The sequence below is a fragment of the Alcaligenes sp. WGS1538 genome (genome assembly GCF_043187505.1).
Taxonomy (GTDB): Bacteria; Pseudomonadota; Gammaproteobacteria; order Burkholderiales; family Burkholderiaceae_B; genus Alcaligenes.
Map to the genome: position 1 here is coordinate 2,519,494 of NZ_CP171109.1, position 20,351 is coordinate 2,539,844.

Below are 20,351 nucleotides of genomic sequence, written 5' to 3' on the forward strand. Positions count from 1 at the left end.
GCCAGCCGCAACGCAAAGGCGATACACTTGCCTTTTCGTGTTTCACAGATGATGAGCATGCGCGCCCGACCCCACCCTCTTGCCATACGCCGCAACCTGGGCAGCCAGGTAATCCTGTATCTTTTGTTCATGATCGTGCTGTGGTCCGTGCTGACGGGACTCAGCCACAAGGCGCCCGACCTGGACGGCATGGAAGAACTGGTCTGGGCAGCCAGTTTCGAGCTGGGCTACCCGAAGCATCCTCCCTTCCCGTCCTGGATCATGGCCGCGCTCACCAGCGTCTTCGGACGTCCGGTATGGCTGACCTTCGCCGCCGGCATGACGGCGTCGACGCTGGGGCTGTGGTTCATCTGGAAGCTGGCCTGCGAATTCCTGAACCAGCGGCGCGCCTTCATCGTGCTGCTGATCAGCTCGGTCAGCATCTATTTTTCATTGCGCGGCACCATCTTCAATCACAATACGGCGCAATTGTGGTCCGTGACGGCCGCGATCTGGCTGTTCTACCGCGCCGCCCGTCTCCAGCGGCTCTCCAGCTGGTTCTGGCTGGGCGCCGTGGCCGCCCTGTCCACCATGACTAAATACAGCGTCGTCATCCTGTTCGCAGCCTTCTTCCTGTACCTGCTGCGCAGCGGGGCCTTCGCGCGCCGCCAGACCTGGCAGGGGCTGGGCCTGGCGCTGGTCGCCTACGCGGCCGTGCTCTCTCCCCACCTGTACTGGCTGGTCGCGCATGATTTCGCGCCCTTTCGCTACATGGACGGCTCGCTGGAGACCTCCACCCGCTGGCAGGCCTACAAGGAACTGCTGAGCTTCGTGCTGGACCAGCTGGCCCGCCTCAGCCCCATGATCGTCGCCCTGGCCGCCTTGAAGATCTGGAACCGGCGCAGCAGCCACAGGGTGAACTATGATCCGGGCGCGGATGTTCGCCAGGCCCGGCGCTATGCCAACGCCCTGGACTCGGCCGACCGCCAGTTCCTGCTGTGGGTCGGCCTGACGCCCTTCTTGAGCACCGTGCTGGTTTCCGCCGTCCTGGGTACCCGGCTGGTGGCCTCCTGGGCCACGACCTTCTTCGTCCTGTACGGATTCTTCGCCCTTTGGGTCATCCACGGCCGCGAACGCGTCCAATTGCGGCGTCTCGCCGTCATCGTGATCGTGCTGCAGGTCCTGATGGCCGCCGGCTACGCGCTGGCGCGCGGACCGCTGGCCTGGCATGCCGGGCGGGACTCGCGCTCCACCTTTCCCGGCCCTGAAGTTTCCGCGCAGATGCAGCAGGTCTGGAACGAACACATGCCGGGCAAGCCCCTGCGCGTGGTGATCTCGGACACCTGGCTGGGCGGCAATATCGCCGTGCACGCGGGGCCGCAAACACAGGTCTTCATCGACGCCGACCCGGCCTCGTCCCCTTGGCTGAACCTGCCCGGGGACCTGGACTGCGGGGCGCTGATCGTCTATAGCCTGGAGACGCGCGGACCGCCCCAGCCCGCCCTGGCCGCCCTGTACGAACAGGCGTCCGTCAAGGGCCTGCGCGAACAGCGCTGGTCCTCGGAGCGCAGCCCCGTGATCGACCTGCATTGGGCCATCCTGCCCGAGCGCGCGGCCTGCGATGCGCAGGCCAGGCCGCAATAGCCGCAATCAGATGCGAGGATGATGAACGGGCAACTGCTCGGCCAGGAAATCCAGGAAGCGGCGCACCGCCGGAGCCATGCCCCGGCGTGACGCGAACACGGCATGGATGATGCCCGGCAGGGGCGCCCATTGCGGCAATACCCGCACAAGCCGCCCCGCCTGCAGTGATTCGCAGCACATATAGTCGGGCAGGATCCCCACGCCCACCCCCAGTTCCACCCCTTGCTGCAAGGTCAGCAGGTCGGTGGCCACGTAGCGCGGCCGGTGCGTCACGGCCATGGACGCGCCGCCGGGGCCGTGAAGCTGCCATTCGGCCTGCCCCTGCCGGGCCGACATCCCCACGGTGGGCAGGCGCGCCAGATCGGCCGGCCCGCGCACGGGGTCGAATCGGGCCAACAAGGCTGGATGCGCCACCAGGATGGAGCTGCTCTCGCCCAGGCGCTTGACGATGTAGCTGGCGCTGTCGCTGAGCGTGCTGCGCACGCGCAGGGCCACATCCATGCCGTCGGCCACCGGGTCCACCACACGATTGGTGACTTCCACTTCCAGGTCCACCTGCGGGTAGCGCAGCAGATACTGCGCGAACACCTGGTGCAGCACGGTCTGCGCCAGCGTCACCGGGCAACTGACCCGCAACAGGCCGCGCGGCTCCTGCTGAACTTGCGCGACCGCCGCATGCGCGGCTTCCGCCTCGTCGCGCATGGCCTGGCAATGACGCAGGAACACTTCGCCCGCCGGCGTCAGCGACAGGCTGCGGGTCGTGCGCTGCAACAGGCGCACGCCCAGCTCCGTCTCCAGGCGATTGATGCGCCGCGACAGCCGCGACGGCGGCATGCCAAGATGCCGCGCAGCCGCGCTGAAACCTCCCCGCTGCACCACTTCGGTGAACAGCACCATATCGTTCAAGTCATGCATCGCCGCAACATTACCAACAAAAGTGGAATAATCTTTCTCAAAATAGCCAGCTTATCACCAGCAATGAGTTCAAACATAATAACAACCATTCAATGAACCACTTGGACACCCGACATCATGAAATTGCTGCACATTGACTCCAGTATCACCGGCTCCGCTTCCGCATCACGCATGCTGACCCAGTATGTGGTCGAACAGATCCGCCAGCAGAACGACGACGTGCAAATCGAGTACCTGGACCTAGCCGACAATCCTCCCCCTTACTTCTCGGCCGACTCCCTGGGCCTGCGCCTTGGCCTGGACGACGCCAGCCTGAGCGATCGCCAGCGCGCCGAGAACGTGATCTCCGAACAACTGGTCAGCCAGTTCCTGGCCGCCGACACGCTGGTGATCGGCGCCCCCTTCTACAACTTCACCATTCCCAGCCAGCTCAAATCGTGGCTGGACCGCATCGCCCAGGCCGGCCGCACCTTCCGCTACACCGCCAACGGCCCCGAAGGCCTGGCCGGCGGCAAGACGGTCTACATCGTGGTCAGCCGCGGCGGCGTCTATTCCGGTTCCGAGCAGGGCCAGGCCCTGGAGCACCAGGAGAGCTACCTGCGCGTGATGTTCGGCTTCATGGGCGTGACCGACCTGCGCTTCATCTACGCCGAAGGCATGGCCCAGGCCCCCGAGCAGCGCCAGGCCATCCTGGACAAGGCCAAGGCCAGCGTCGCTTCCCTGCTGGAGCAGGCCACCGCCTGAACCAGCGCGCAACACCCGCAAAAAAAACCGCCAGCCCCGTAGAGCTGGCGGTTTTTTTATGCGGGTCAGTCCCAGATGCAATGATGCGCTTTGCGCAATGCCTGCCTGGCGCTGCGCAAGCCCCTGCTACTGGTCCGTATCCAGCCAATGTCCCAGGCGCAGGCGCTTGGTGTTCAGATAATTCTTGTTATAGGGATTGCCTTCGATCTGGTGCGGAACGCGCTCCACGACGTCAATGCCTATGTCCTGCAAGGTCTTGACCTTGCGGGGATTGTTGGTCATGAGGCGGATCTGGCGTATGCCCACGTGATCCAGCATGCTTTTGCAGATGTCGTAACGGCGCATGTCGGCGGGAAAGCCCAGCCGTTCGTTGGCTTCGACCGTATCGGCTCCCTGGTCCTGGAGCTGATAGGCGCGGATCTTGTTGACCAGGCCTATCCCGCGTCCTTCCTGGCGCAGATACATCAGGGCTCCCCGCCCCTGCTTGGCGATGCGCTCCAGCGCCAGTTGCAGCTGGGGGCCGCAATCGCAGCGCAGGCTGAACAAAGCGTCGCCCGTCAGGCATTCGGAGTGCACGCGCGCCAGGACGGGCTCGCCGCCCGCGACATTGCCCAGGGTCAGGAGCACGTGCTCCTTCTGGGTGCTGCGCTCGACGAAGACGTGGATCTTGAAGACCGCCCATGGGGTGGGAAGCTGGCTGGCGCTGATGTAGTCCAGCAGTGGAGCCTGGCCAGCCTCGCTTGCGGGGCTTGGAGTTCCCGCTTCAGGCGCCAGTGAGGAATCCGGCGTGGATTGCATAAATGAAGAGTCTCGGCTGCAACGAAAAAATGCGGCTTGCCCCCGGCGGGAGCCAACCTGTCAATCATAGCGCAAAACAGCCCTGCCTCATTCTTACCCACATGCATAAGCCCTCGGCCAAGTGGATATATCGTCGCCATTTCCACTCACATATTCTCCATTATTGCATCGTGTTATGCAATAATGGCATACGTAACTGAACTTACACTCGATATCAACATAACTGACAAACAACATAAAATGTCATAGAATTTACAAACAGAGGAAATTCTGCGCGGTACTCACTCAGCCCAGTTCTGCTCCTTTCAGACTTGATTCGCCATGCGTCTTTCCAAAGCTTGTTTATGCGGCCTGGCATCCGGGCTTGCCATTCTGCTCCACCCCCTGTCCTCGAGCGGCGCCGCCCCGCTGGCCTGGCCGCAGCCTCCGTCCCAGCTCAGTCTGGAAACCCCCTATGGCAAGCTGCAGGTCAGCCAGAGCGAATACGTCTACGAAGCCCAGTTGCTGCTGGGCGCCACTGTCATCGCTCCTGAACTCAAGGGCATGATCAATATTCCCTACGCCTTCAAACAGCAAAAAGGCCAGACGGCGCTGATCTCCGTCGACACGGGCTTGGGCAGTTGTCCCATCAGCTACCACTGGATCACCGTGGCCGCCAGCGGCTACACGCTGTCGCCGGCCTTCGGCTCCTGCAGCGCCCAGATACGCGTGCGCCACCAGGGCCAGACGCTGATCATGGAAACACCCAACCGGGAAGACCCCAACAAAATCGACGAATACCGCTACGACGGACGCAAAGTCAGCCTGCGCAAGCGCCGCCAGGCCATGCGCTGAGCGGAACTTCGCCCCGCCGGGGCTGACCAATAGGACAAGGCTTATAATCGATTGTTCTATTTCACCCCCGGATTCCATCATGACCTCTGCTCATGCTTCCCGCCGCCTGCGCGTCTGGGACCTGCCCACCCGTTTGTTTCACTGGCTTCTGGTGCTGAGCGTCGTCGGCAGCTTTGTCACGGTCAAGGCAGGCGGCCTGTGGATGGACTGGCATGTGCGCTTTGGCCTGTTTGCTCTGGGCTTGCTGGCGTTCCGTCTTGTCTGGGGTCTGATCGGCGGCTACTATTCGCGCTTTGCGCGCTTCCTGCCCAATCCGGCCCGCAGCCTGAACTATCTGCGCGAGAGGCCCGCCGTCTACCCCGGTCACAACCCCATCGGCGCCTGGTCGGTCTGGGCCATGCTGATCGTCTTCGGTTTCCAGGCCGTCTCGGGCCTGTTCGCCAACGATGACATCTTCACGGCCGGGCCGCTGGCCTACCTGAGCAGCGACTGGTCCAAGACCCTGACCGGCCTGCACAAGGCCAATGAATGGATCATGCTGGCGCTCATCGCCATGCACGTGCTGGCCATCTTCCTGTACCGCGTCCTGGGTGGTCAGAAATTGACCAGCGCCATGATCAGCGGCGACGCCCAGGTTCCGGCCGAATCCATCCTGCCCGCCAGCACCGATACCTGGAAGACGCGGCTGATCGCCCTTGTGCTGGCCATCCTCATCGGATGGGGCGTCTACGCCCTGACCGGATTGGCGCCCGCCGGCGGAATGGACGACTTCATGTAGACCCGACTTATCCCCAGAAACTGTGCACAAACCTGGGGATAACGCGGGGATTGTTTTGGCTGAGCCGCATTCCTGCTGACTGTCTTTTAAAGTGGACGGCGACTATCCGTCCTAGGCCGGACGGCCTGGGATCAGGCATCTTGCAGATCGCCGGGCGCATTTGGATGCAGCCCCCCTTCTAGGGCTGCGACGAGGCGGCTGGAAAAAACACATGGACGCGCAACCCTGGCTGCGCATTTTCCCAGAGAATCTCGCCGCCATGCAGCCGTATGGTGGCCAGCACGCTGCTCAGCCCCAGGCCGTGCCCGGAATATCGCTCGTCGGCGCGGAAGAAATGGCGTCCGAGCAAGGGCAGGCTCTCGGGCGCCACCCCCGGCCCGTCGTCCTGCAGAGTCATCCGGACCCAGCCGCGGCCGTCAGTGCCGGTACTGATCCACACCCTGGAGTCCGCGTACTTGATGGCATTGTCCAGCAGATTGGCCACCGCGCTGGCCAGCAGATCGGCATCGCCTATCAGCCGGGGCGTGGCCCCCGGCGTGCAGGAGACTGCCACGCCGCACTCTTCGGCCAGCGCATCGTACATATCCAGCACATCCCGGCAAATCTCCCTCAAGTCGCAGGAAAGGAAGCGCTGGCGCTGCATGCCGGCCTCGATCTCGGCGATCTGGAGCATCTTGCCGAACAACTGGTTGAGCAGGTCGATCTCGGCCAGCGCAGCCTGCTGGGCGGCACGCATTTCCGCCACGCCGGCGCCTGGCTGCTGCGCCGCCTGCAGGCGGCCGCGCAGGCGGGTCAAGGGGGTACGCAGATTGTGGGCGATGGTGTCCGATACATGGCGCACGCCCTGCATCAGATCCTCGATCTGGTCCAACATGGAATTGATGTCCTGCGCCAACTGGGAAAACTCGTCGGTATGGCCCAGCAGCGGGACCCGCTCGCGCAAGCGTCCGGCCCGGATCTCCTGGGTGATCCGGCGGATGCCGGCCACCCGGTAGCCCAGTTCGGAGTAGAAAATGTAGGTGCCCGCTGCAATCAGCAAGCCGGCCACCAGCACGGCCACCAGGCTGGCCTGCCCGATCAGCGACTTGATCTCGTTGAGCTCCTGCAGATCGTACCCAACCACCAGGACCGAACCGTCGTCCAGTCCCTGCACGCGCAGCCGCCCCTGCGTCAGCACGCCTTCGCGGTGCACGGCCACCTCGGACATGTCCGTGCGCCGCAGCAAGGCCGGTTCGAGCTCGTCCAGATTGCCCACGATCTTGTGGCCGTTTTCATCGAGCAGCAGATAGATCTCACGTTCCGAATCCACGCGATCCGACAAGGCCAGCTCCAGGGCGCGGACCAGTCCCGGCCGCCCTCCGTCCTCATACTCCAGCAGCAGGCGCTGCGCCGTCACGGACACATGGCGGAAGAACTGGGTATGCAGGACGCTGATGACCTGTATATAGATGAACGCCAGCAGAGTCAGCGTCGTGAGCGTGGCCAGGGCTCCGTAGTTCAGTGTCAGGCGAAACGAGATCGAACGCCACCATGCCGGCAGACGGCCGGCCCTCACGGCAAGTCCGCCAAGGGGTCGGGAGCGGCGGCGCTCATGGTGTAGCCTACGCCTCGCAAGGTGTGGATCAAGGGCGCGCCGCCGGCCGCATCGAGCTTGCGGCGCAGGCGGCTGATCTGCACGTCGATCAGATTGGTCTGGGGATCGAAGCGGTAATCCCACACCGCCTCCAGCAGCATGGTGCGGGTGACGACCTGGCCTTCGTTCTGCATCAGATAGGCCAGCAAGCGGAATTCCCTGGGCTGCAAGGCGACGGCTTGGCCGGCGCGGGTCACGCGTCCCGAGGCCAGGTCGGCCGTCAGATCCAGTATCTGCAACACAGGCTGGTCGCTGCGCCGGCTGCGACGCGCCAGCGCTTCCAGCCGCGCATACAGCTCGGAGAAGGCGAAAGGCTTGGTCAGGTAGTCGTCCCCGCCGGCTTTCAGGCCGCGCACCCGCTCGTCCAGCGCGTTGAGCGCGCTCAGCACCAGTACCGGCGTCTCCTTGCCCAGGCCGCGCAACGTGGACAGGATGGATAGGCCGTCGACCTGGCTGGGCAGCATGCGGTCCAGGATGATCAAGTCCCAATCCTGCTCCATGGAGCGCGTCAACGCTTCCACGCCGTCGCGGCAGATCACCGTCGCATGCCCTTGCTGTCCCAGCCCGTCCGCAATGTAACGCGCGGTCTCGGCATCGTCCTCGACGATCAAACAGCGCCACTTGCCCTGCATGACTCTCCTTCCTTTGCTTGAAAAGCTCGCATCTTCGTTCGAAACGACGCCCAAGGCAAATGCAATATTACCGCCGGCGCCAGAATCCCCACAGGACCAGCACCAGCCCCACGAGCGCCGCCAGAAGCCCCGCCCACCCGAATATCGTCAAGCCCAGCCAGGCCGGCCCCCGCGTCAGCAGGGCTGGTCCCAACACAAGGACGAAGGCCGCCGTGACGATGGCAATGGCCAGGCGCGTGGCGGCCTTCTGCAGCGAAGCGCCCAGGCGCTGCATGCCTTGGATTTCGATGCGCGCCTGCACCTTGCCCTGCCGCACCCGGTGCATCAGCAGGCGCAGCAACTGAGGGGCGTCCATGGCGATCTGGCGCGATTCCAGCAGGCTGCGCTGCAGGTCCGCATACAGGCGCCGCGGCGAATAGTGCCGGCGCATCAGGTCGGCGATCATGGGCTGGGCCACGGCGATCACGTCGAACTGCGGGTCCAGGCGCTTGAGTACGCCGTCGGCCGTGATGAAGGCCTTGAACAGCAGCGCCAGGTCCGGAGGGAGCATCAGCCGGTTCTCGCGCGCCAGCGCCATGAAGTCCAGCAGCGCGGCCGATATCGACAGCAGGCCGCTGCCTTGTCTGGCGACGTAGCGCTGGGCGCTCTCCTCCAGACGGGCCCAGTCGAAATCATCGGCGCCCGACCAGTCCAGCAAAGTCGTGGCCACCCCCTCAGCCTGTCCGTCAACGATGGCCCGCAGCAGGATCAGCAGCTGCTGGCGCCGCCGCGCGGTCAGCCGGCCCACCAGCCCGAAGTCGATGAAGGCCACCCGATTGCCGGGCAGGGCCAGCACATTGCCCGGATGGGGGTCGGCGTGGAACAGGCCGTCCTCCAGCACCATGTGCAGGAAAGCCAAGGCGCCCCGGCGGGCCAGTATTTCCCGGTCCGCCTCGATCGCATCCAGGGCCGCCGCATTGACGGGCGAAGCGCCCTGCACGTAGTCCTGCACCATCACGGCAGGGCTGGTCCAGGCCTCGTGCACGCGCGGCACGACAAGGTAATCGAACTCGCGCAGGTTCTCCCGCACGGCCATGCCGTTGGCCGCCTCGCGCGTGAAATCCAGCTCGTCGGCAATGGCCTGCGCCAGGGCGCGCACGATATCGTGCGGCCGGTACTCCGGCAGCAGGCCTTGTTGCTGGACCAGGCGCGCGATCTGCGAGAGCAGCCTCAGGTCGGCTTGTATCAAGGGCTTCAGGCCGGGACGCTGCACCTTGACCACGACCTGCGCGCCATCGTGCAGGCGGGCGCGGTAGACCTGAGCCATGGACGCCGCGGCCAGCACATCGGTATCGAACCAGGCGAAGGCCTGCTCCAGGCTCTGGCCCAGCGCCTGCTCCAGCTCGGGCTTCATGACGGACCAGGGCACGGGCGCGGCCTGCCCTTGCAGCTTTTCCAGCTCCTGCGTCCATTCCTGGGGCAGCAAGTCGTTGCGCGTGGCCAGGATCTGGCCCAGCTTGATGAAGGTGGGTCCCAGTTCCTCCAGGGCGCGGCGCAGGCGCACGGGCGCCGCCTGTTCGCGCAAGCCGGCCTGAGCCTTGCTCGACGTCCTCGGCCACAGTTCGGCCAAGCCCAGGCGCTGCATCACGTCCTCGATGCCGTACCGCGCCACGACCGCGCCGATGGCGCGCACCCGCGCATGATCGCGCAAGGCCAACAAAGTACCAGCCAGCATTCATCGCCTCCTGCCTGCCATGCTCAATCCGGACAGCATACACCGGCCCGCAGCGCAGCCGGCTTATCCACAATCCCGGTGGACAAAAATGGGAACAGCCTCTGGAAAAACCTGATTTCCATTTTGGCATCAAGCACTTATATTTCCAGGTCAGCAAACGTCCAGCCAATGGAGCCGCAGCGGCCGCCTGCCGAGCGCACCGGCAAGCGCCGATTCGGAGTACATTGACGCTTTTCAGAGCAAGGAGAACGTGATGCGCCTGGATCGATCCCGCTCCAGCCAGAACGTCGAGGACCGCCGCTCGGCCGGCCCGCGCATCGGGCGCGGCAAGATAGGCCTGGGCACCGTCGTGCTGGCACTGATCGCCATGTACTTTGGCATAGACCCGAACATGGTGCTGAACCTGGCCGAAGGCCCCGTCACTCAGCCTCCGGCGCAGTCCGTGCCCGCCAACGATGCGCAGGGCCAGTACATCGCCAAAGTGCTGGGCGAAACCGAAGACGTCTGGCGCGACATCTTCCGCCAGCAGACCAACGGCCAGTACCGCGACCCCGTCCTGGTGCTGTATCGCGGCGCCACCCCCACCGCCTGCGGCACCGGCCAGTCGGCCATGGGCCCCTTCTACTGTCCCGGGGACGAAAAGCTCTACATAGACCTGGGCTTTTTCGATGAAATGGAGCGCGGCATGGGCGTCAAGGGGGACTTCGCCCCCGCCTACGTCATCGCCCACGAAGTAGGCCACCACGTCCAGAACCAGCTGGGCGCCATGCGCGCCGTGGAGCAGGCCCGCCGCAGCGGTTCCCAGACGCGCGCCAACCAGGCTTCCGTGCGCCTGGAACTGCAGGCCGACTGCTACGCCGGCATCTGGGCGCACCATGCCGACGCGCAGCGCCAGATACTGGAACCGGGCGACATCCAGGAAGCCATGGCCGCCGCGCAGGCCGTGGGCGACGACACCTTGCAGAAACAGGCCCAGGGCTATGTGGTGCCCGACTCCTTCACGCATGGCAGCGCCAGGCAGCGCATGGCCTGGTTCCAGGAAGGCTATCGCAGCGGCCAATTGCGCAGCTGCGACACCTTCACCCTGGCCGACCCGCGTTGAGACAGCCCGCCGGCCAGCGGGCTGAATGATTCAAGCCTGTACTATCGCCCGCCACATTACCGTTTGGTAAGGCACTTGTAATCCCCCGGGGCCTGCCGTGTCCCTACCATGGAGTCGCGCAATTGTGCGTCCACGGGAGAGACAATAATGAAACTGCACGGCAGACAGAATCTGGTCGCGGGCGGCACCATGGTGGTGCTGGGGGCCGCGACCGCCATCACCTCGCTCGGCTACAACGTCGGCACCCTGCAGCGCATGGGACCGGGCTATTTCCCATTGATGCTGGGCATCCTGCTGGCCCTGCTCGGGCTGGCCATCGCCCTGACCGGCCGGTCGGCCGGCACCCAGGAGGAGGAACCGGTCGCCCCGCCTCAGTGGCGCGGCTGGGCCTGCATCACGGCCGGCATCCTGGCCTTCATGTTCTTCGGCAAATGGGGCGGCCTGGCCCCGGCGACTTTCGCCCTGGTATTCATCTCGGCAATGGGCGACCGCCAGCACACCATCAAGACCGCCGGCCTGCTGGCCGCCTTCATGACGGTCGCCGGCTCGCTGATCTTCTACTGGGGGCTGAATCTGCAGTTCCCGCTGCTGCGCTGGGGCTGATCCATGGACACCGTACTGAATCTGCTTCACGGCTTCCAGGTGGCCCTGCAATGGGACAACCTGATCTGGGCCATCTTCGGCGTGTTCATGGGCAACCTGATCGGCGTGCTGCCCGGCATGGGCGTGCTGGCCGCGATCTCCATCCTGCTGCCCCTGACCTACACCATGACGCCCACGGCCGCGCTCATCATGCTGGCGGGCATCTACTATGGCTCGCAATACGGCGGCGGCATCACCTCCATCATGCTGAACCTGCCCGGCACCGCCTCGCACGCCGTGGCCTGCCTGGACGGCAATCCCATGGCGCGCAACGGCAAGGCGGGCTCGGCCCTGTTCATGCTGATGTGCTCGTCCTTCTTCGGCGCGACCATCGGCATCCTGGCCATGATGCTGTTCTCCCCCGTCCTGGTGGACGTGGCCTTTCTCTTCGGGCCGGCGGAATACTTCGCCATGATGACGCTGGGCCTGCTGGCCGGCGCCACCCTGGCCCGAGGCTCGGCGCTCAAGGGCGTGGCCATGGTGGTGCTGGGGCTGCTGATGGGCGTGATAGGCACCGACGTCAACAGCGGCGTCATGCGCTTTACCTTCGACATCATGGAGCTGAGCGACGGCCTGCAGATCGTGGCGCTGGCCATGGGGCTGTTCGGCGTGGCCGACTTTCTGAAGAACATCAACCAGATCACGCCGGAAAACAGCGTGGTGAGCAGCAAGGTCACGCTCAAGTCGCTGCGCCCGCAAAAAGGCGACCTTCGCCAGTCGCGCGGCGCGCTGGTCCGCGGCACCTCCATCGGCGCGGCTTTCGGCATCCTGCCCGGCACCGGCCCCACGATCGCCTCCTTCATTGCCTACGCCACGGAAAAGAAGATGGCCAAGGAACCCTCGCGCTTCGGGCGCGGCGCCATCGAAGGCATCGCCTCCCCCGAGGCCGCCACCAGCGCATCCACGCAGACCAGCTTCATCCCCACGCTGAGCCTGGGCATCCCGGGCGATCCGGTCATGGCCCTGATGCTGGGCGCCCTGATCATCCACGGCATACAGCCCGGCCCGCAGATGATGCTGGAGCATGCCGACATGTTCTGGGGCCTGATCGCCAGCTTCTGGGTCGGCAACCTGATCCTGCTGCTGCTCAACCTGCCCCTGATCGGCATGTGGATCCGCATGCTGACCGTGCCCTTCAAGTACTTGTTCCCGGCCGCGCTGTTCTTTGTGTGCGTGGGTGTCTACAGCACCAACAACAACCTGTTCGACGTGGGCATGGTGCTGTTCTTCGGCATCGTGGGCTACCTGTTCATGCGCCTGGAGTTCGAACCGGCGCCGCTGCTGCTGGGCTTCGTGCTGGGTCCCATGGTGGAGGAAAACTTCCGCCGCGCCCTGCTGCTGTCGCGCGGGGACATGGCGGTCTTCATCGAGCGGCCCATCAGCGCGGGTTTCATGCTGGCCAGCGCGCTGCTGATCCTGGGCCTGCTGTACTCAACGCTGGCCAAGAAGCGCCGCGCCCGCCAGGCCCTGGCCATCGCGAACTGAGTTCCCTTGGGCGGCCGCGCCTTACCGGATTCTCCGCGGCCGCCGCTTTTTTGTCGGGCCATCGGGCAGGATTAAAGTGTAAGAACATGTAAACTGGTATTGTCCGCCGAGGAATTCGATCTATAATTATTTTCTTCGCAGGAAACACGGGTCGTTAGCTCAGTTGGTAGAGCACTGGACTCTTAATCCATTGGTCGTGCGTTCGAGTCGCACACGACCCACCAGAAATCCTACGAAGCATAGCAGAATCAGGCCGCGAAAGCGGCCTTTTTCTTTGCCTGCTTGTTGCGTGCCCCGCCTCACTTTTGTTGCAAAGTTAAGACTATTCAAAAAAAAGTGGCGGCGGACGCTCACTTGTTGCGCTGCAGCATATATTATTTTTCCATAGTCTTTGTTCCTGCGGTGGTGAGATCCGCGGAAACAGGCGTCACAGAGCGCTGCCGTCACCTCACTGCCCACCGACTAGGCAAGATCGGGGTCACGTGCCAAGCTAGCTTACTCGCCTTGCCGGAATTGTGTTGCTCTTCAACCTACAACACAGGTCCGCTTGCCTACATCTTGCGCTCGCGCTGCCGCCCTTCAGGCGCGGCAGCCAGGGATCAATTCAAGCCGGTTTTGCCCGGCTTCAAGCCAGCCGCCAGGATCACGAGTCCCGGCAGGCCTTCCCCCACCCGCCGCCATCCCCACGGTGTTCCCGCTCCGCCACGACGGCGGGCGGACCTGCGTTCATTTCAGGAACACCTATGAAACTCATTACCGCCATCGTCAAGCCGTTCAAGGTCGACGAAATACGGGAAGCGCTCTTCGAGCTTGGCATACAGGGGATGACGCTGACCGAAGTCAAAGGGTTCGGCCGCCAGAAAGGGCATACCGAACTGTATCGCGGCGCGGAATACGCCGTGGACTTCCTGCCCAAGATACGTATCGAACTGGCCATCCCGGATGCCCTGCTCGAAGCCGTGCTGGAAGCCATCCAGACCAGCGCCCGCACGGGCCGCATCGGCGACGGCAAGATCTTCGTGCAGTCCTTGGACCATGTGGTCCGCATCCGCACCGGCGAGTGCGATGAAAACGCATTGTGACTTCGGGAGACCTCATCATGAACAACGCTGACCTGTCGTGGATGCTGGTATCCACCCTCCTGGTGCTGATGATGGCCGCCCCCGGCCTGGCCCTGTTCTACTCGGGCATGGTGCGCCGCAAAAACGCCCTGTCCATGCTGTCCCAGACGCTGCTCGTATTCTCGCTGGGCGTGGTGCTGTGGTTCATCTACGGCTATTCGCTGGCCTTCACGCCAGGCAACCCCTTCATCGGCGGCCTGGACAAAGCCTTTCTGAACGGGCTGTTCACGCCCGGCGACCAACGGTTCGCGCTGTCGGGCACGTTGCCCGAGCTGCTCTTCGCCGCCTTCCAGGCCACTTTCGCCGGACTGACCTGCGCACTGGTGGTTGGCAGTCTGGCCGAACGCGCCCGCCTGTCCTCCATTCTCGCGTTCACCGTCATCTGGTTCACCCTGGCCTATCTGCCGATCTGCCACATGGTATGGTTTGCCGACGCCGAGAACGGGGGGTTGCTCAATCAGCGCGGCGCGCTGGACTTCGCCGGCGGCACCGTGGTGCACATCAATGCCGGCATGGCCGGACTGGTGGGCGCCTGGCTGGTCGGTCCGCGCCTGAACTATCGGCGCGAAGCCATGCCGCCGCACAATCTGCCTCTGACCTTCATCGGCGCGGCCCTGCTGTGGGTTGGCTGGTTCGGCTTCAATGCGGGCTCCGCCCTGTCCGCCAACGAGAACGCCGCCTTGGCCTTCTTCAACACCATGCTGGCCGCCGCCATCGGAGTGGTGGCCTGGACGCTGGGTGAATGGCTCATCAAGGGCCACCCTTCCCTGCTGGGCGCCTGCTCGGGCGCCATCGCCGGACTGGTGGGCATCACGCCCGCAGCCGGTTTCGTGGCTCCGTCAGGCGCGCTGGCCATCGGCCTGATCACCTCGCTGGCCTGCCTGTGGGGCGTCAACGGCCTGAAACGCCTGCTGCGCGCCGACGATACGCTGGACGTCTTCGGCATCCACGGCCTGGGCGGCATCGTGGGCGCCCTGCTCACCGGCCTGTTCAATGCGCCGTCGTGGGGCGGCCCGGGCACGGCGGCAGGCAACAGCGTATGGACGCAGCTCTGGATCCAGCTGGAAGGCGTGCTGTTGACGCTGGCCTGGTCGGGCGCGGCCGCCTTGATCGCCTTCAAGCTGGCGCAATGGCTATGCGGCGGGCTGCGCGTCAGCCCCGAGCACGAGCGCGAAGGCCTGGACATCCGCACGCACGGCGAATCCGGCTACCAGAGCTGAGGCCGGCCATGACGCTCCATCCGCACTGTCCCGACGGTCTGCCGGCTCCTGCATCAGCCGTCGGCCCGGACGTAAAAAAGCCCTCGAAAGAGGGCTTTTTTTCAGGCTGCCGCCGGCGATCATTTTTCCTTGCGATAGGAATCGTGACAGGACTTGCAGGACTTGCCCACATTGCCGAAAGCCACACGGAACGCATCGAAATCGCCCGAGGCGGAAGCCGTCTTCAGCTTGTCCATGGCCGACAGGAAGTCGTCCTCGGCCTGCTTGAAGCCCTTGGCATCGCTCCAGACTTCCGGCTTGGCATCGCCGCCTTCGGCGCCGGGGGCAAAGCCGGCCCAGGGCAAGGCAGCCAGCACCGACAGCACTTCCACGTTCTTGGCGATCGCGTCGGCGTCGAACGGCGCCTCTTTCTTGGCCACGGGCGCCATGCGACCGAAATGCGCACCGATCAGCGTCATGCCGGCCTGACGGTACTTGATGGCCTGTTCAGGCTTGGCGAACTGCGCCGTGGCCGGGGCGGCGATGGCGGCGCACACTGCCGCGGCGGCTGCCAGGAAAGCGAACTTTTTCATACGGACTCCTGTTTAGTGATACTTGAAACGCCCCTTGCGGGGCTTGCAGGTCATGCCGGGCCGCTTGGCGCGCCGCTTCCCCACGACGCGCACGAGGCGGCTCTTAAATCGCGTTGGCCAGCTCGACCGCCACGCCCAGATAACTGCGCGGGGTCAGGTTGAGCAGGTAATTCTTGGCATCGGCCGGCAGGTCCAGGCCGCCGATGAATTCGCGCAATGCGCTTTCGGTGATGCCTTTGCCGCGAGTCAGAGCCTTGAGCTGCTCGTAGGGCTGAGGCAAGCCGTAGCGGCGCATCACCGTCTGGACGGGCTCGGCCAGGATCTCCCAGCAGGCGTCGATGTCAGCGTCCACGGCGGCGGCGTTCAGCTCCAGCTTGCCCAGGCCGCGCAGGCAGGCGTCGTACGCCACCACGCTGTAGCCCAGCGCCACGCCCAGGTTGCGCAAGACGGTGGAATCGGTCAGGTCGCGCTGCCAGCGCGACACGGGCAGCTTCTCGGACAGGTGGCGCAGCACGGCATTGGCCAGGCCCAGGTTGCCTTCGGAATTTTCGAAGTCGATGGGGTTGACCTTGTGCGGCATGGTGGACGAACCGATCTCGCCTTCCTTCAGACGCTGCTTGAAATAACCCAGGGAGATGTAGCCCCAGACGTCGCGATTGAAGTCCAGCAGGATGGTATTGGCGCGCGCGATGGCGTCGAACAGTGCGGCCATCCAGTCATGCGGCTCGATCTGGATGGTGTAGACGTTCTGGGTCAGGCCCAGGCCGGCCAGCACGTTCTTGCTGAAGGCAGGCCAGTCGATTTCGGGGTAGGCCGAGAAATGGGCGTTGTAGTTGCCGGTGGCGCCATTGAGCTTGGCCAGGGGCTGGACGGCGACGATGGCGGCGATGGCGTTCTGCAGGCGCGCGGCCACGTTGGCGAATTCCTTGCCCATGGTGCTGGGGCTGGCCGGCTGGCCGTGGGTGCGCGAGAGCAGCGGCTGGGCGGCGTGCAGGCGCGCCTGGGCCTTGATGGCGTCGCACACGGCCTGCAGCTGCGGCACGATGACCTGTTCGCGCGCACGGCTCAGCATCAGCGCATGCGAGGTGTTGTTGATGTCCTCGGACGTGCAGGCGAAGTGGATGAATTCGGCCGCCTTGGCCAGCTCGGCATGATCCGCAACCTTTTCCTTGAGCCAGTATTCCACGGCCTTCACGTCGTGGTTGGTGGTGCGCTCGATGGCCTTGATGCGGGCCGCGTCGTCTTCGGAGAACTGTTCGACCAGGCTCTTGAGCTTCTGGCGCGCCTCGGCCGAGAACGCGGGCAGCTCCGGCAGGCCGGCGTCGGACAGGCCGATCAGCCAGGCCACCTCGACCTCCACGCGATGCCACATGAAAGCGGCTTCGGACAACAGTCCACGCAGGGAACCCGTGCGGCTGCCATAACGTCCGTCCAGGGGGGACAGGGCATTGAGAGTGCTCAGAGTATCGGCTATTTGCATCGTTCTACAGGAAAAAGGGGGAAAAATTCAGCCAGCATTCTAACATTGCCGGCCTGCGCCCGCGCGACGCCTCGCGGGACCGGGACAAGAATCCGGCCCTCGCCCGTCTATTTGACGAATAAACCACAATTTATAACCATTACCGCATCCTCGCCCCTTGCGCCGGGTGGCCGAAGCGTTCGCCCATGGGTTCCTGCTATACTTTTTTAGCCTGTAACTTTTGATAGCTTCCTATGAAACTCCTTGCTTCCCTCACAAGCCCTTACGCGCGCAAGGTGCGTGTCGTCATGGCGGAAAAAAAGCTCGACTACGAGCTGATTCTGGAAGATGTGTGGGCCGACGACAGCAATATCATGAAGTACAACCCGCTGGGCAAGGTTCCCTGCCTGATCATGGACGACCAGAGCAGCCTGTTCGACTCCCGCGTGATCGTCGAATATCTGGACACCCTCTCGCCCGTCGGCCGCCTGATACCCCAGGCGGGACGCGACCGGGCCGCGGTCAAATGCTGGGAAGCCATCGCCGACGGCGTGCTGGACGCCGCCGTGGCCATCGTGGTGGAAAACCGACGGCCCGAGGCGCTGCGCCATCAGCCCTGGATCGAACGCCAGCAGGACAAGATCGCCGCCGCGCTGCAATCCATGAACAGCAGTCTGGGCGAGCAAGCCTTCTGCACGGGCACGACCTTCAGCCTGGCCGACGTCGCCGTGGGCTGTGCCCTGGGCTACCTGGACCTGCGTTTTCCGGACCTGGCCTGGCGCTCGCAATATGGCAACCTGCAGCGGCTGGATGAAAAGCTCCAGACCCGCCCCTCGTTCGCCAGCACCATCCCTGTGACTTGACCGCAGCAACCGGCAAGACAGGGCCCATTCAGCAGAATGGGCTTTTTTTATGCCAGCCGCTTTCGCGGCGGGTCGGGCCTGGACAGGGCCCGCATGCGCTCGAATGACTGCGGGAAGCGGCGGCATGGGCCGGAGGCGGCGGCGCCTTCGAAGGCATCCGGGAGACGAACTGGACGCGCTGGCGGTCTCCCGGCGTACGACCAGCACCGGAGACGCTCAGGCGTGAACGATGGCCTGTCCGATCATGTAGATGGCCAGCATGGTCAGCATGGCCGCGAAGATGCGCTTGAGGGCGAGCTGCGAGATCTTGTGCGCCAGGCTCGCGCCCACGGGCGCGGTGCAGATGCTCATGGCCGAGACGATCAGCAGGGCCGGCCAGTAGATATAGCCTATCATGCCCGGCTGGCCGCCGTTGACCGCCTCCCCGGACCAGATGTAGCCCACGCTGTTGGCCAGGGAAATGAAGAAGCCCAGCGCGGCCGAGGTGGCCACGGCCTGGCGCACCGGCACATTGCCGCGCAGCATGAAGGGTACGGACAGAAAAGCCCCGCCCGCGCCCAGCAGGCCGGACACGAAGCCGATCAGCGCCCCCATGGCGGCGACGGCGCCCGGCCCGGGCAGCGCCCTGCCCTGCGGCACGGGCGTGTTGCGGCCCATCTTGCAGGCCGAATACAGCACGAAGATGCCAAAGACGATGGCCAGCGCCGTGCCGTTGATCACGGCGAACACCGCGCCGCCCGACAACATGCCGCCCAGGATCAGCCCCGGCGCCATGGCCCGCACCACGTCCCAGCGTATCGCGCCGCGCTTGTGGTGCGCCCGCACGCTGGACAGCGACGTGAACAGAATGGTGGCCATGGCCGTGGCGATGGAGGCGTGCACGGCCAGTTCCTGGGGCACGCCGAAGCGCGGCAGCAGAAAGGTCAGGAAGGGCACGAGTATCATGCCTCCGCCTATGCCCAGCAGGCCGGCGGCCACGCCCACGCCCGCGCCCAGCGCCAGCAGGCTGGCGATCAGGATGGGATCCATGCTCGCTCCTACTGTATGATGCCGCCGCCCAGGCAGACGTCGCCGTCATACAGCACGGCCGACTGCCCCGGCGTGACGGCCCACTGGGCCTGATCGAACGCCAGCGTGAAGGTGTCGCCCCGGGCCTGCAGCAGGCGGCAGGCGGCGTCGGCCTGGCGATAGCGGGTCTTGGCGCCCAGCGTTTCCAGTTCGGGAGGATGACCGGCCACCCAGCTGGCATCGGCCGCGCGCAGTTCGGACTGCAGCAGCCAGGGGTGGTCATGCCCCTGCACCACATACAGCGTGTTGGTCTTCAGGTCCTTGCGGGCGGCATACCAGGCGTCGGCCGTGCCGTCGTCGCGCTGCTTGCCCTTGACCCCGCCTATGCCCAGGCCCTTGCGCTGCCCGTAGGTGTAGAAGGACAGGCCCACGTGCTGGCCCACGACGGCGCCTTCCGGCGTCTTGATGGGCCCGGGCTGGGTGGGCAGATAGCGGTTCAGGAACTCGCGGAACGGCCGCTCGCCGATGAAGCAGATGCCGGTGGAATCCTTCTTGGCTGCGTTGGGCAATCGCAGCTCCTGCGCGATGCGGCGCACTTCCTGCTTGTTGATCTCGCCCAGGGGAAACAGGCTGCGCGAAAGCTGGGCCTGGTTCAGCCTATGCAGGAAGTAGCTCTGATCCTTGGAGGCGTCCAGGCCCTTGAGCAGCTGGTACTGCGTGCGCCCGCCGACCTGCACCGCGCGCACCCGCGCGTAATGGCCGGTGGCGATCCAGTCCGCGCCCAGGGTCATGGCATGGTCCAGGAAGGCCTTGAACTTGATCTCGGCATTGCACAGCACATCGGGATTGGGCGTGCGGCCGGCGGAATATTCGCGCAGGAACTCGGCAAAGACCCGATCCTTGTACTCGGCGGCGAAATTCACGGCCTCGATGTCCACGCCCACCACGTCCGCCACGCTGGCGGCGTCCAGCCAGTCCTGGCGCGAGGAGCAGTATTCGGAATCGTCGTCGTCTTCCCAGTTCTTCATGAACAGGCCGACGACCTCATAGCCCTGCTGCTTGAGCAGCCAGGCCGACACGGAGGAGTCGACGCCGCCGGACATGCCGATCACGACGCGACCTTTCTTGGTGGAAGTAGTCATTGCGGTGGTGGTGAGGCGCGCCGCGGCGGGCGCGCTGTAACGCGGAAGGCCCGCTCCGGCGGGCCG

19 protein-coding genes and 1 tRNA gene are annotated in these 20,351 nt (G+C 64.7%); 11 read left to right on the top strand and 9 right to left on the bottom strand.

Translation table 11 applies throughout. The features are described from left to right. Positions 1-57 precede the first annotated feature (57 nt). A complete protein-coding gene (locus ACF3ND_RS11725; RefSeq protein WP_394060627.1) occupies positions 58-1,623 on the top strand; it encodes a glycosyltransferase family 39 protein in 1,566 nt (521 codons plus the stop codon). Positions 1,624-1,629: 6 nt separating this feature from the next. On the opposite strand, the gene ACF3ND_RS11730 is transcribed toward ACF3ND_RS11725, so the two are convergent. After that, entirely contained in the window at positions 1,630-2,538 is a 909-nt protein-coding gene (locus tag ACF3ND_RS11730; RefSeq protein WP_394060629.1) for a LysR family transcriptional regulator, read from the bottom strand. Positions 2,539-2,655: 117 nt separating this feature from the next. Between ACF3ND_RS11730 and ACF3ND_RS11735 the strand changes: the two genes are divergently transcribed. After that, positions 2,656-3,282 (top strand): FMN-dependent NADH-azoreductase, encoded by a 627-nt coding sequence (locus ACF3ND_RS11735; protein WP_394060631.1) that lies wholly within the window; start codon positions 2,656-2,658, stop codon positions 3,280-3,282. A gap of 126 nt (positions 3,283-3,408) precedes the next feature. Here ACF3ND_RS11735 and ribA read toward each other — a convergent pair whose 3' ends face one another. Continuing rightward, positions 3,409-4,080 (bottom strand): GTP cyclohydrolase II, encoded by a 672-nt coding sequence (gene ribA, locus ACF3ND_RS11740; RefSeq protein WP_394060633.1) that lies wholly within the window; start codon positions 4,078-4,080, stop codon positions 3,409-3,411. 321 nt (positions 4,081-4,401) lie between these two features. On the opposite strand from ribA, the gene ACF3ND_RS11745 reads away from it, so the two are divergent. Both ACF3ND_RS11745 and ACF3ND_RS11750 read left to right on the top strand, forming a co-directional pair. Then, a complete protein-coding gene (locus ACF3ND_RS11745; RefSeq protein ID WP_394060635.1) occupies positions 4,402-4,914 on the top strand; it encodes a hypothetical protein in 513 nt (170 codons plus the stop codon). A 79-nt stretch (positions 4,915-4,993) separates the two neighbouring features. Further along, complete coding sequence (locus ACF3ND_RS11750) at positions 4,994-5,692, top strand: cytochrome b/b6 domain-containing protein (RefSeq protein WP_394060637.1); 699 nt, start codon at positions 4,994-4,996, stop codon at positions 5,690-5,692. 178 nt (positions 5,693-5,870) lie between these two features. On the opposite strand, the gene ACF3ND_RS11755 is transcribed toward ACF3ND_RS11750, so the two are convergent. The 3 genes from ACF3ND_RS11755 to ACF3ND_RS11765 form a co-directional block, all read right to left on the bottom strand. Further along, a complete protein-coding gene (locus ACF3ND_RS11755; RefSeq protein WP_394060639.1) occupies positions 5,871-7,247 on the bottom strand; it encodes a sensor histidine kinase in 1,377 nt (458 codons plus the stop codon). Next, a complete protein-coding gene (locus ACF3ND_RS11760; protein WP_394060641.1) occupies positions 7,244-7,957 on the bottom strand; it encodes a response regulator transcription factor in 714 nt (237 codons plus the stop codon). Before ACF3ND_RS11760 ends, ACF3ND_RS11755 begins: the two co-directional genes overlap by 4 nt. Positions 7,958-8,024: 67 nt before the next feature. Next, positions 8,025-9,671: an ABC1 kinase family protein gene (locus tag ACF3ND_RS11765; RefSeq protein WP_394060643.1), complete on the bottom strand. Its 1,647-nt coding sequence runs from the start codon at positions 9,669-9,671 to the stop codon at positions 8,025-8,027. Between the two features lie 253 nt (positions 9,672-9,924). Between ACF3ND_RS11765 and ACF3ND_RS11770 the strand changes: the two genes are divergently transcribed. The 6 genes from ACF3ND_RS11770 to ACF3ND_RS11795 all read left to right on the top strand — a co-directional run bounded on the left by ACF3ND_RS11770 (position 9,925) and on the right by ACF3ND_RS11795 (position 15,241). After that, positions 9,925-10,773 (top strand): neutral zinc metallopeptidase, encoded by an 849-nt coding sequence (locus ACF3ND_RS11770; protein ID WP_394060645.1) that lies wholly within the window; start codon positions 9,925-9,927, stop codon positions 10,771-10,773. Positions 10,774-10,920: 147 nt separating this feature from the next. Next, a complete protein-coding gene (locus ACF3ND_RS11775) occupies positions 10,921-11,376 on the top strand; it encodes a tripartite tricarboxylate transporter TctB family protein (protein WP_394060647.1) in 456 nt (151 codons plus the stop codon). Between the two features lie 3 nt (positions 11,377-11,379). After that, positions 11,380-12,900 (top strand): tripartite tricarboxylate transporter permease, encoded by a 1,521-nt coding sequence (locus ACF3ND_RS11780; protein WP_394060649.1) that lies wholly within the window; start codon positions 11,380-11,382, stop codon positions 12,898-12,900. Positions 12,901-13,048: 148 nt separating this feature from the next. After that, positions 13,049-13,124, top strand: a tRNA-Lys gene (locus tag ACF3ND_RS11785). A gap of 519 nt (positions 13,125-13,643) precedes the next feature. Next, positions 13,644-13,982, top strand: a complete 339-nt coding sequence (locus ACF3ND_RS11790) for a P-II family nitrogen regulator (protein ID WP_394060651.1) — start codon at positions 13,644-13,646, stop codon at positions 13,980-13,982. A 17-nt stretch (positions 13,983-13,999) separates the two neighbouring features. Further along, the gene (locus ACF3ND_RS11795; protein ID WP_394060652.1) at positions 14,000-15,241 is read left to right on the top strand and encodes an ammonium transporter; all 1,242 of its coding nucleotides are present in this window, start codon (positions 14,000-14,002) and stop codon (positions 15,239-15,241) included. A 119-nt stretch (positions 15,242-15,360) separates the two neighbouring features. Here the strand turns inward: ACF3ND_RS11795 and ACF3ND_RS11800 are convergent, their stop codons facing one another. Both ACF3ND_RS11800 and purB read right to left on the bottom strand, forming a co-directional pair. Further along, entirely contained in the window at positions 15,361-15,813 is a 453-nt protein-coding gene (locus ACF3ND_RS11800) for a c-type cytochrome (protein WP_394060654.1), read from the bottom strand. A 103-nt stretch (positions 15,814-15,916) separates the two neighbouring features. Next, positions 15,917-17,293, bottom strand: coding sequence for an adenylosuccinate lyase (purB, locus tag ACF3ND_RS11805; RefSeq protein WP_394060655.1), 1,377 nt, complete (start codon positions 17,291-17,293; stop codon positions 15,917-15,919). A gap of 233 nt (positions 17,294-17,526) precedes the next feature. Between purB and ACF3ND_RS11810 the strand changes: the two genes are divergently transcribed. Further along, positions 17,527-18,135, top strand: coding sequence for a glutathione S-transferase family protein (locus ACF3ND_RS11810; RefSeq protein ID WP_394060657.1), 609 nt, complete (start codon positions 17,527-17,529; stop codon positions 18,133-18,135). Between the two features lie 216 nt (positions 18,136-18,351). Here ACF3ND_RS11810 and ACF3ND_RS11815 read toward each other — a convergent pair whose 3' ends face one another. Further along, complete coding sequence (locus tag ACF3ND_RS11815; RefSeq protein WP_394060659.1) at positions 18,352-19,164, bottom strand: sulfite exporter TauE/SafE family protein; 813 nt, start codon at positions 19,162-19,164, stop codon at positions 18,352-18,354. Between the two features lie 8 nt (positions 19,165-19,172). Further along, entirely contained in the window at positions 19,173-20,285 is a 1,113-nt protein-coding gene (gene mnmA, locus ACF3ND_RS11820) for a tRNA 2-thiouridine(34) synthase MnmA (RefSeq protein ID WP_394060661.1), read from the bottom strand. Between the last annotated feature and the right edge of the window lie 66 nt (positions 20,286-20,351).

What these genes read in the sequence shown, in the direction of transcription:
- ACF3ND_RS11725 (WP_394060627.1), top strand. Translation starts at nt 58, where the DNA reads ATGCGCGCCCGACCCCACCCTCTTGCCATACGCCGCAACCTGGGCAGC.
- ACF3ND_RS11730 (WP_394060629.1), bottom strand. Translation starts at nt 2,538, where the DNA reads ATGCATGACTTGAACGATATGGTGCTGTTCACCGAAGTGGTGCAGCGG.
- ACF3ND_RS11735 (WP_394060631.1), top strand. Translation starts at nt 2,656, where the DNA reads ATGAAATTGCTGCACATTGACTCCAGTATCACCGGCTCCGCTTCCGCA.
- ribA (WP_394060633.1), bottom strand. Translation starts at nt 4,080, where the DNA reads ATGCAATCCACGCCGGATTCCTCACTGGCGCCTGAAGCGGGAACTCCA.
- ACF3ND_RS11745 (WP_394060635.1), top strand. Translation starts at nt 4,402, where the DNA reads ATGCGTCTTTCCAAAGCTTGTTTATGCGGCCTGGCATCCGGGCTTGCC.
- ACF3ND_RS11750 (WP_394060637.1), top strand. Translation starts at nt 4,994, where the DNA reads ATGACCTCTGCTCATGCTTCCCGCCGCCTGCGCGTCTGGGACCTGCCC.
- ACF3ND_RS11760 (WP_394060641.1), bottom strand. Translation starts at nt 7,957, where the DNA reads ATGCAGGGCAAGTGGCGCTGTTTGATCGTCGAGGACGATGCCGAGACC.
- ACF3ND_RS11765 (WP_394060643.1), bottom strand. Translation starts at nt 9,671, where the DNA reads ATGCTGGCTGGTACTTTGTTGGCCTTGCGCGATCATGCGCGGGTGCGC.
- ACF3ND_RS11770 (WP_394060645.1), top strand. Translation starts at nt 9,925, where the DNA reads ATGCGCCTGGATCGATCCCGCTCCAGCCAGAACGTCGAGGACCGCCGC.
- ACF3ND_RS11775 (WP_394060647.1), top strand. Translation starts at nt 10,921, where the DNA reads ATGAAACTGCACGGCAGACAGAATCTGGTCGCGGGCGGCACCATGGTG.
- ACF3ND_RS11780 (WP_394060649.1), top strand. Translation starts at nt 11,380, where the DNA reads ATGGACACCGTACTGAATCTGCTTCACGGCTTCCAGGTGGCCCTGCAA.
- ACF3ND_RS11790 (WP_394060651.1), top strand. Translation starts at nt 13,644, where the DNA reads ATGAAACTCATTACCGCCATCGTCAAGCCGTTCAAGGTCGACGAAATA.
- ACF3ND_RS11795 (WP_394060652.1), top strand. Translation starts at nt 14,000, where the DNA reads ATGAACAACGCTGACCTGTCGTGGATGCTGGTATCCACCCTCCTGGTG.
- ACF3ND_RS11800 (WP_394060654.1), bottom strand. Translation starts at nt 15,813, where the DNA reads ATGAAAAAGTTCGCTTTCCTGGCAGCCGCCGCGGCAGTGTGCGCCGCC.
- purB (WP_394060655.1), bottom strand. Translation starts at nt 17,293, where the DNA reads ATGCAAATAGCCGATACTCTGAGCACTCTCAATGCCCTGTCCCCCCTG.
- ACF3ND_RS11810 (WP_394060657.1), top strand. Translation starts at nt 17,527, where the DNA reads ATGAAACTCCTTGCTTCCCTCACAAGCCCTTACGCGCGCAAGGTGCGT.
- ACF3ND_RS11815 (WP_394060659.1), bottom strand. Translation starts at nt 19,164, where the DNA reads ATGGATCCCATCCTGATCGCCAGCCTGCTGGCGCTGGGCGCGGGCGTG.
- mnmA (WP_394060661.1), bottom strand. Translation starts at nt 20,285, where the DNA reads ATGACTACTTCCACCAAGAAAGGTCGCGTCGTGATCGGCATGTCCGGC.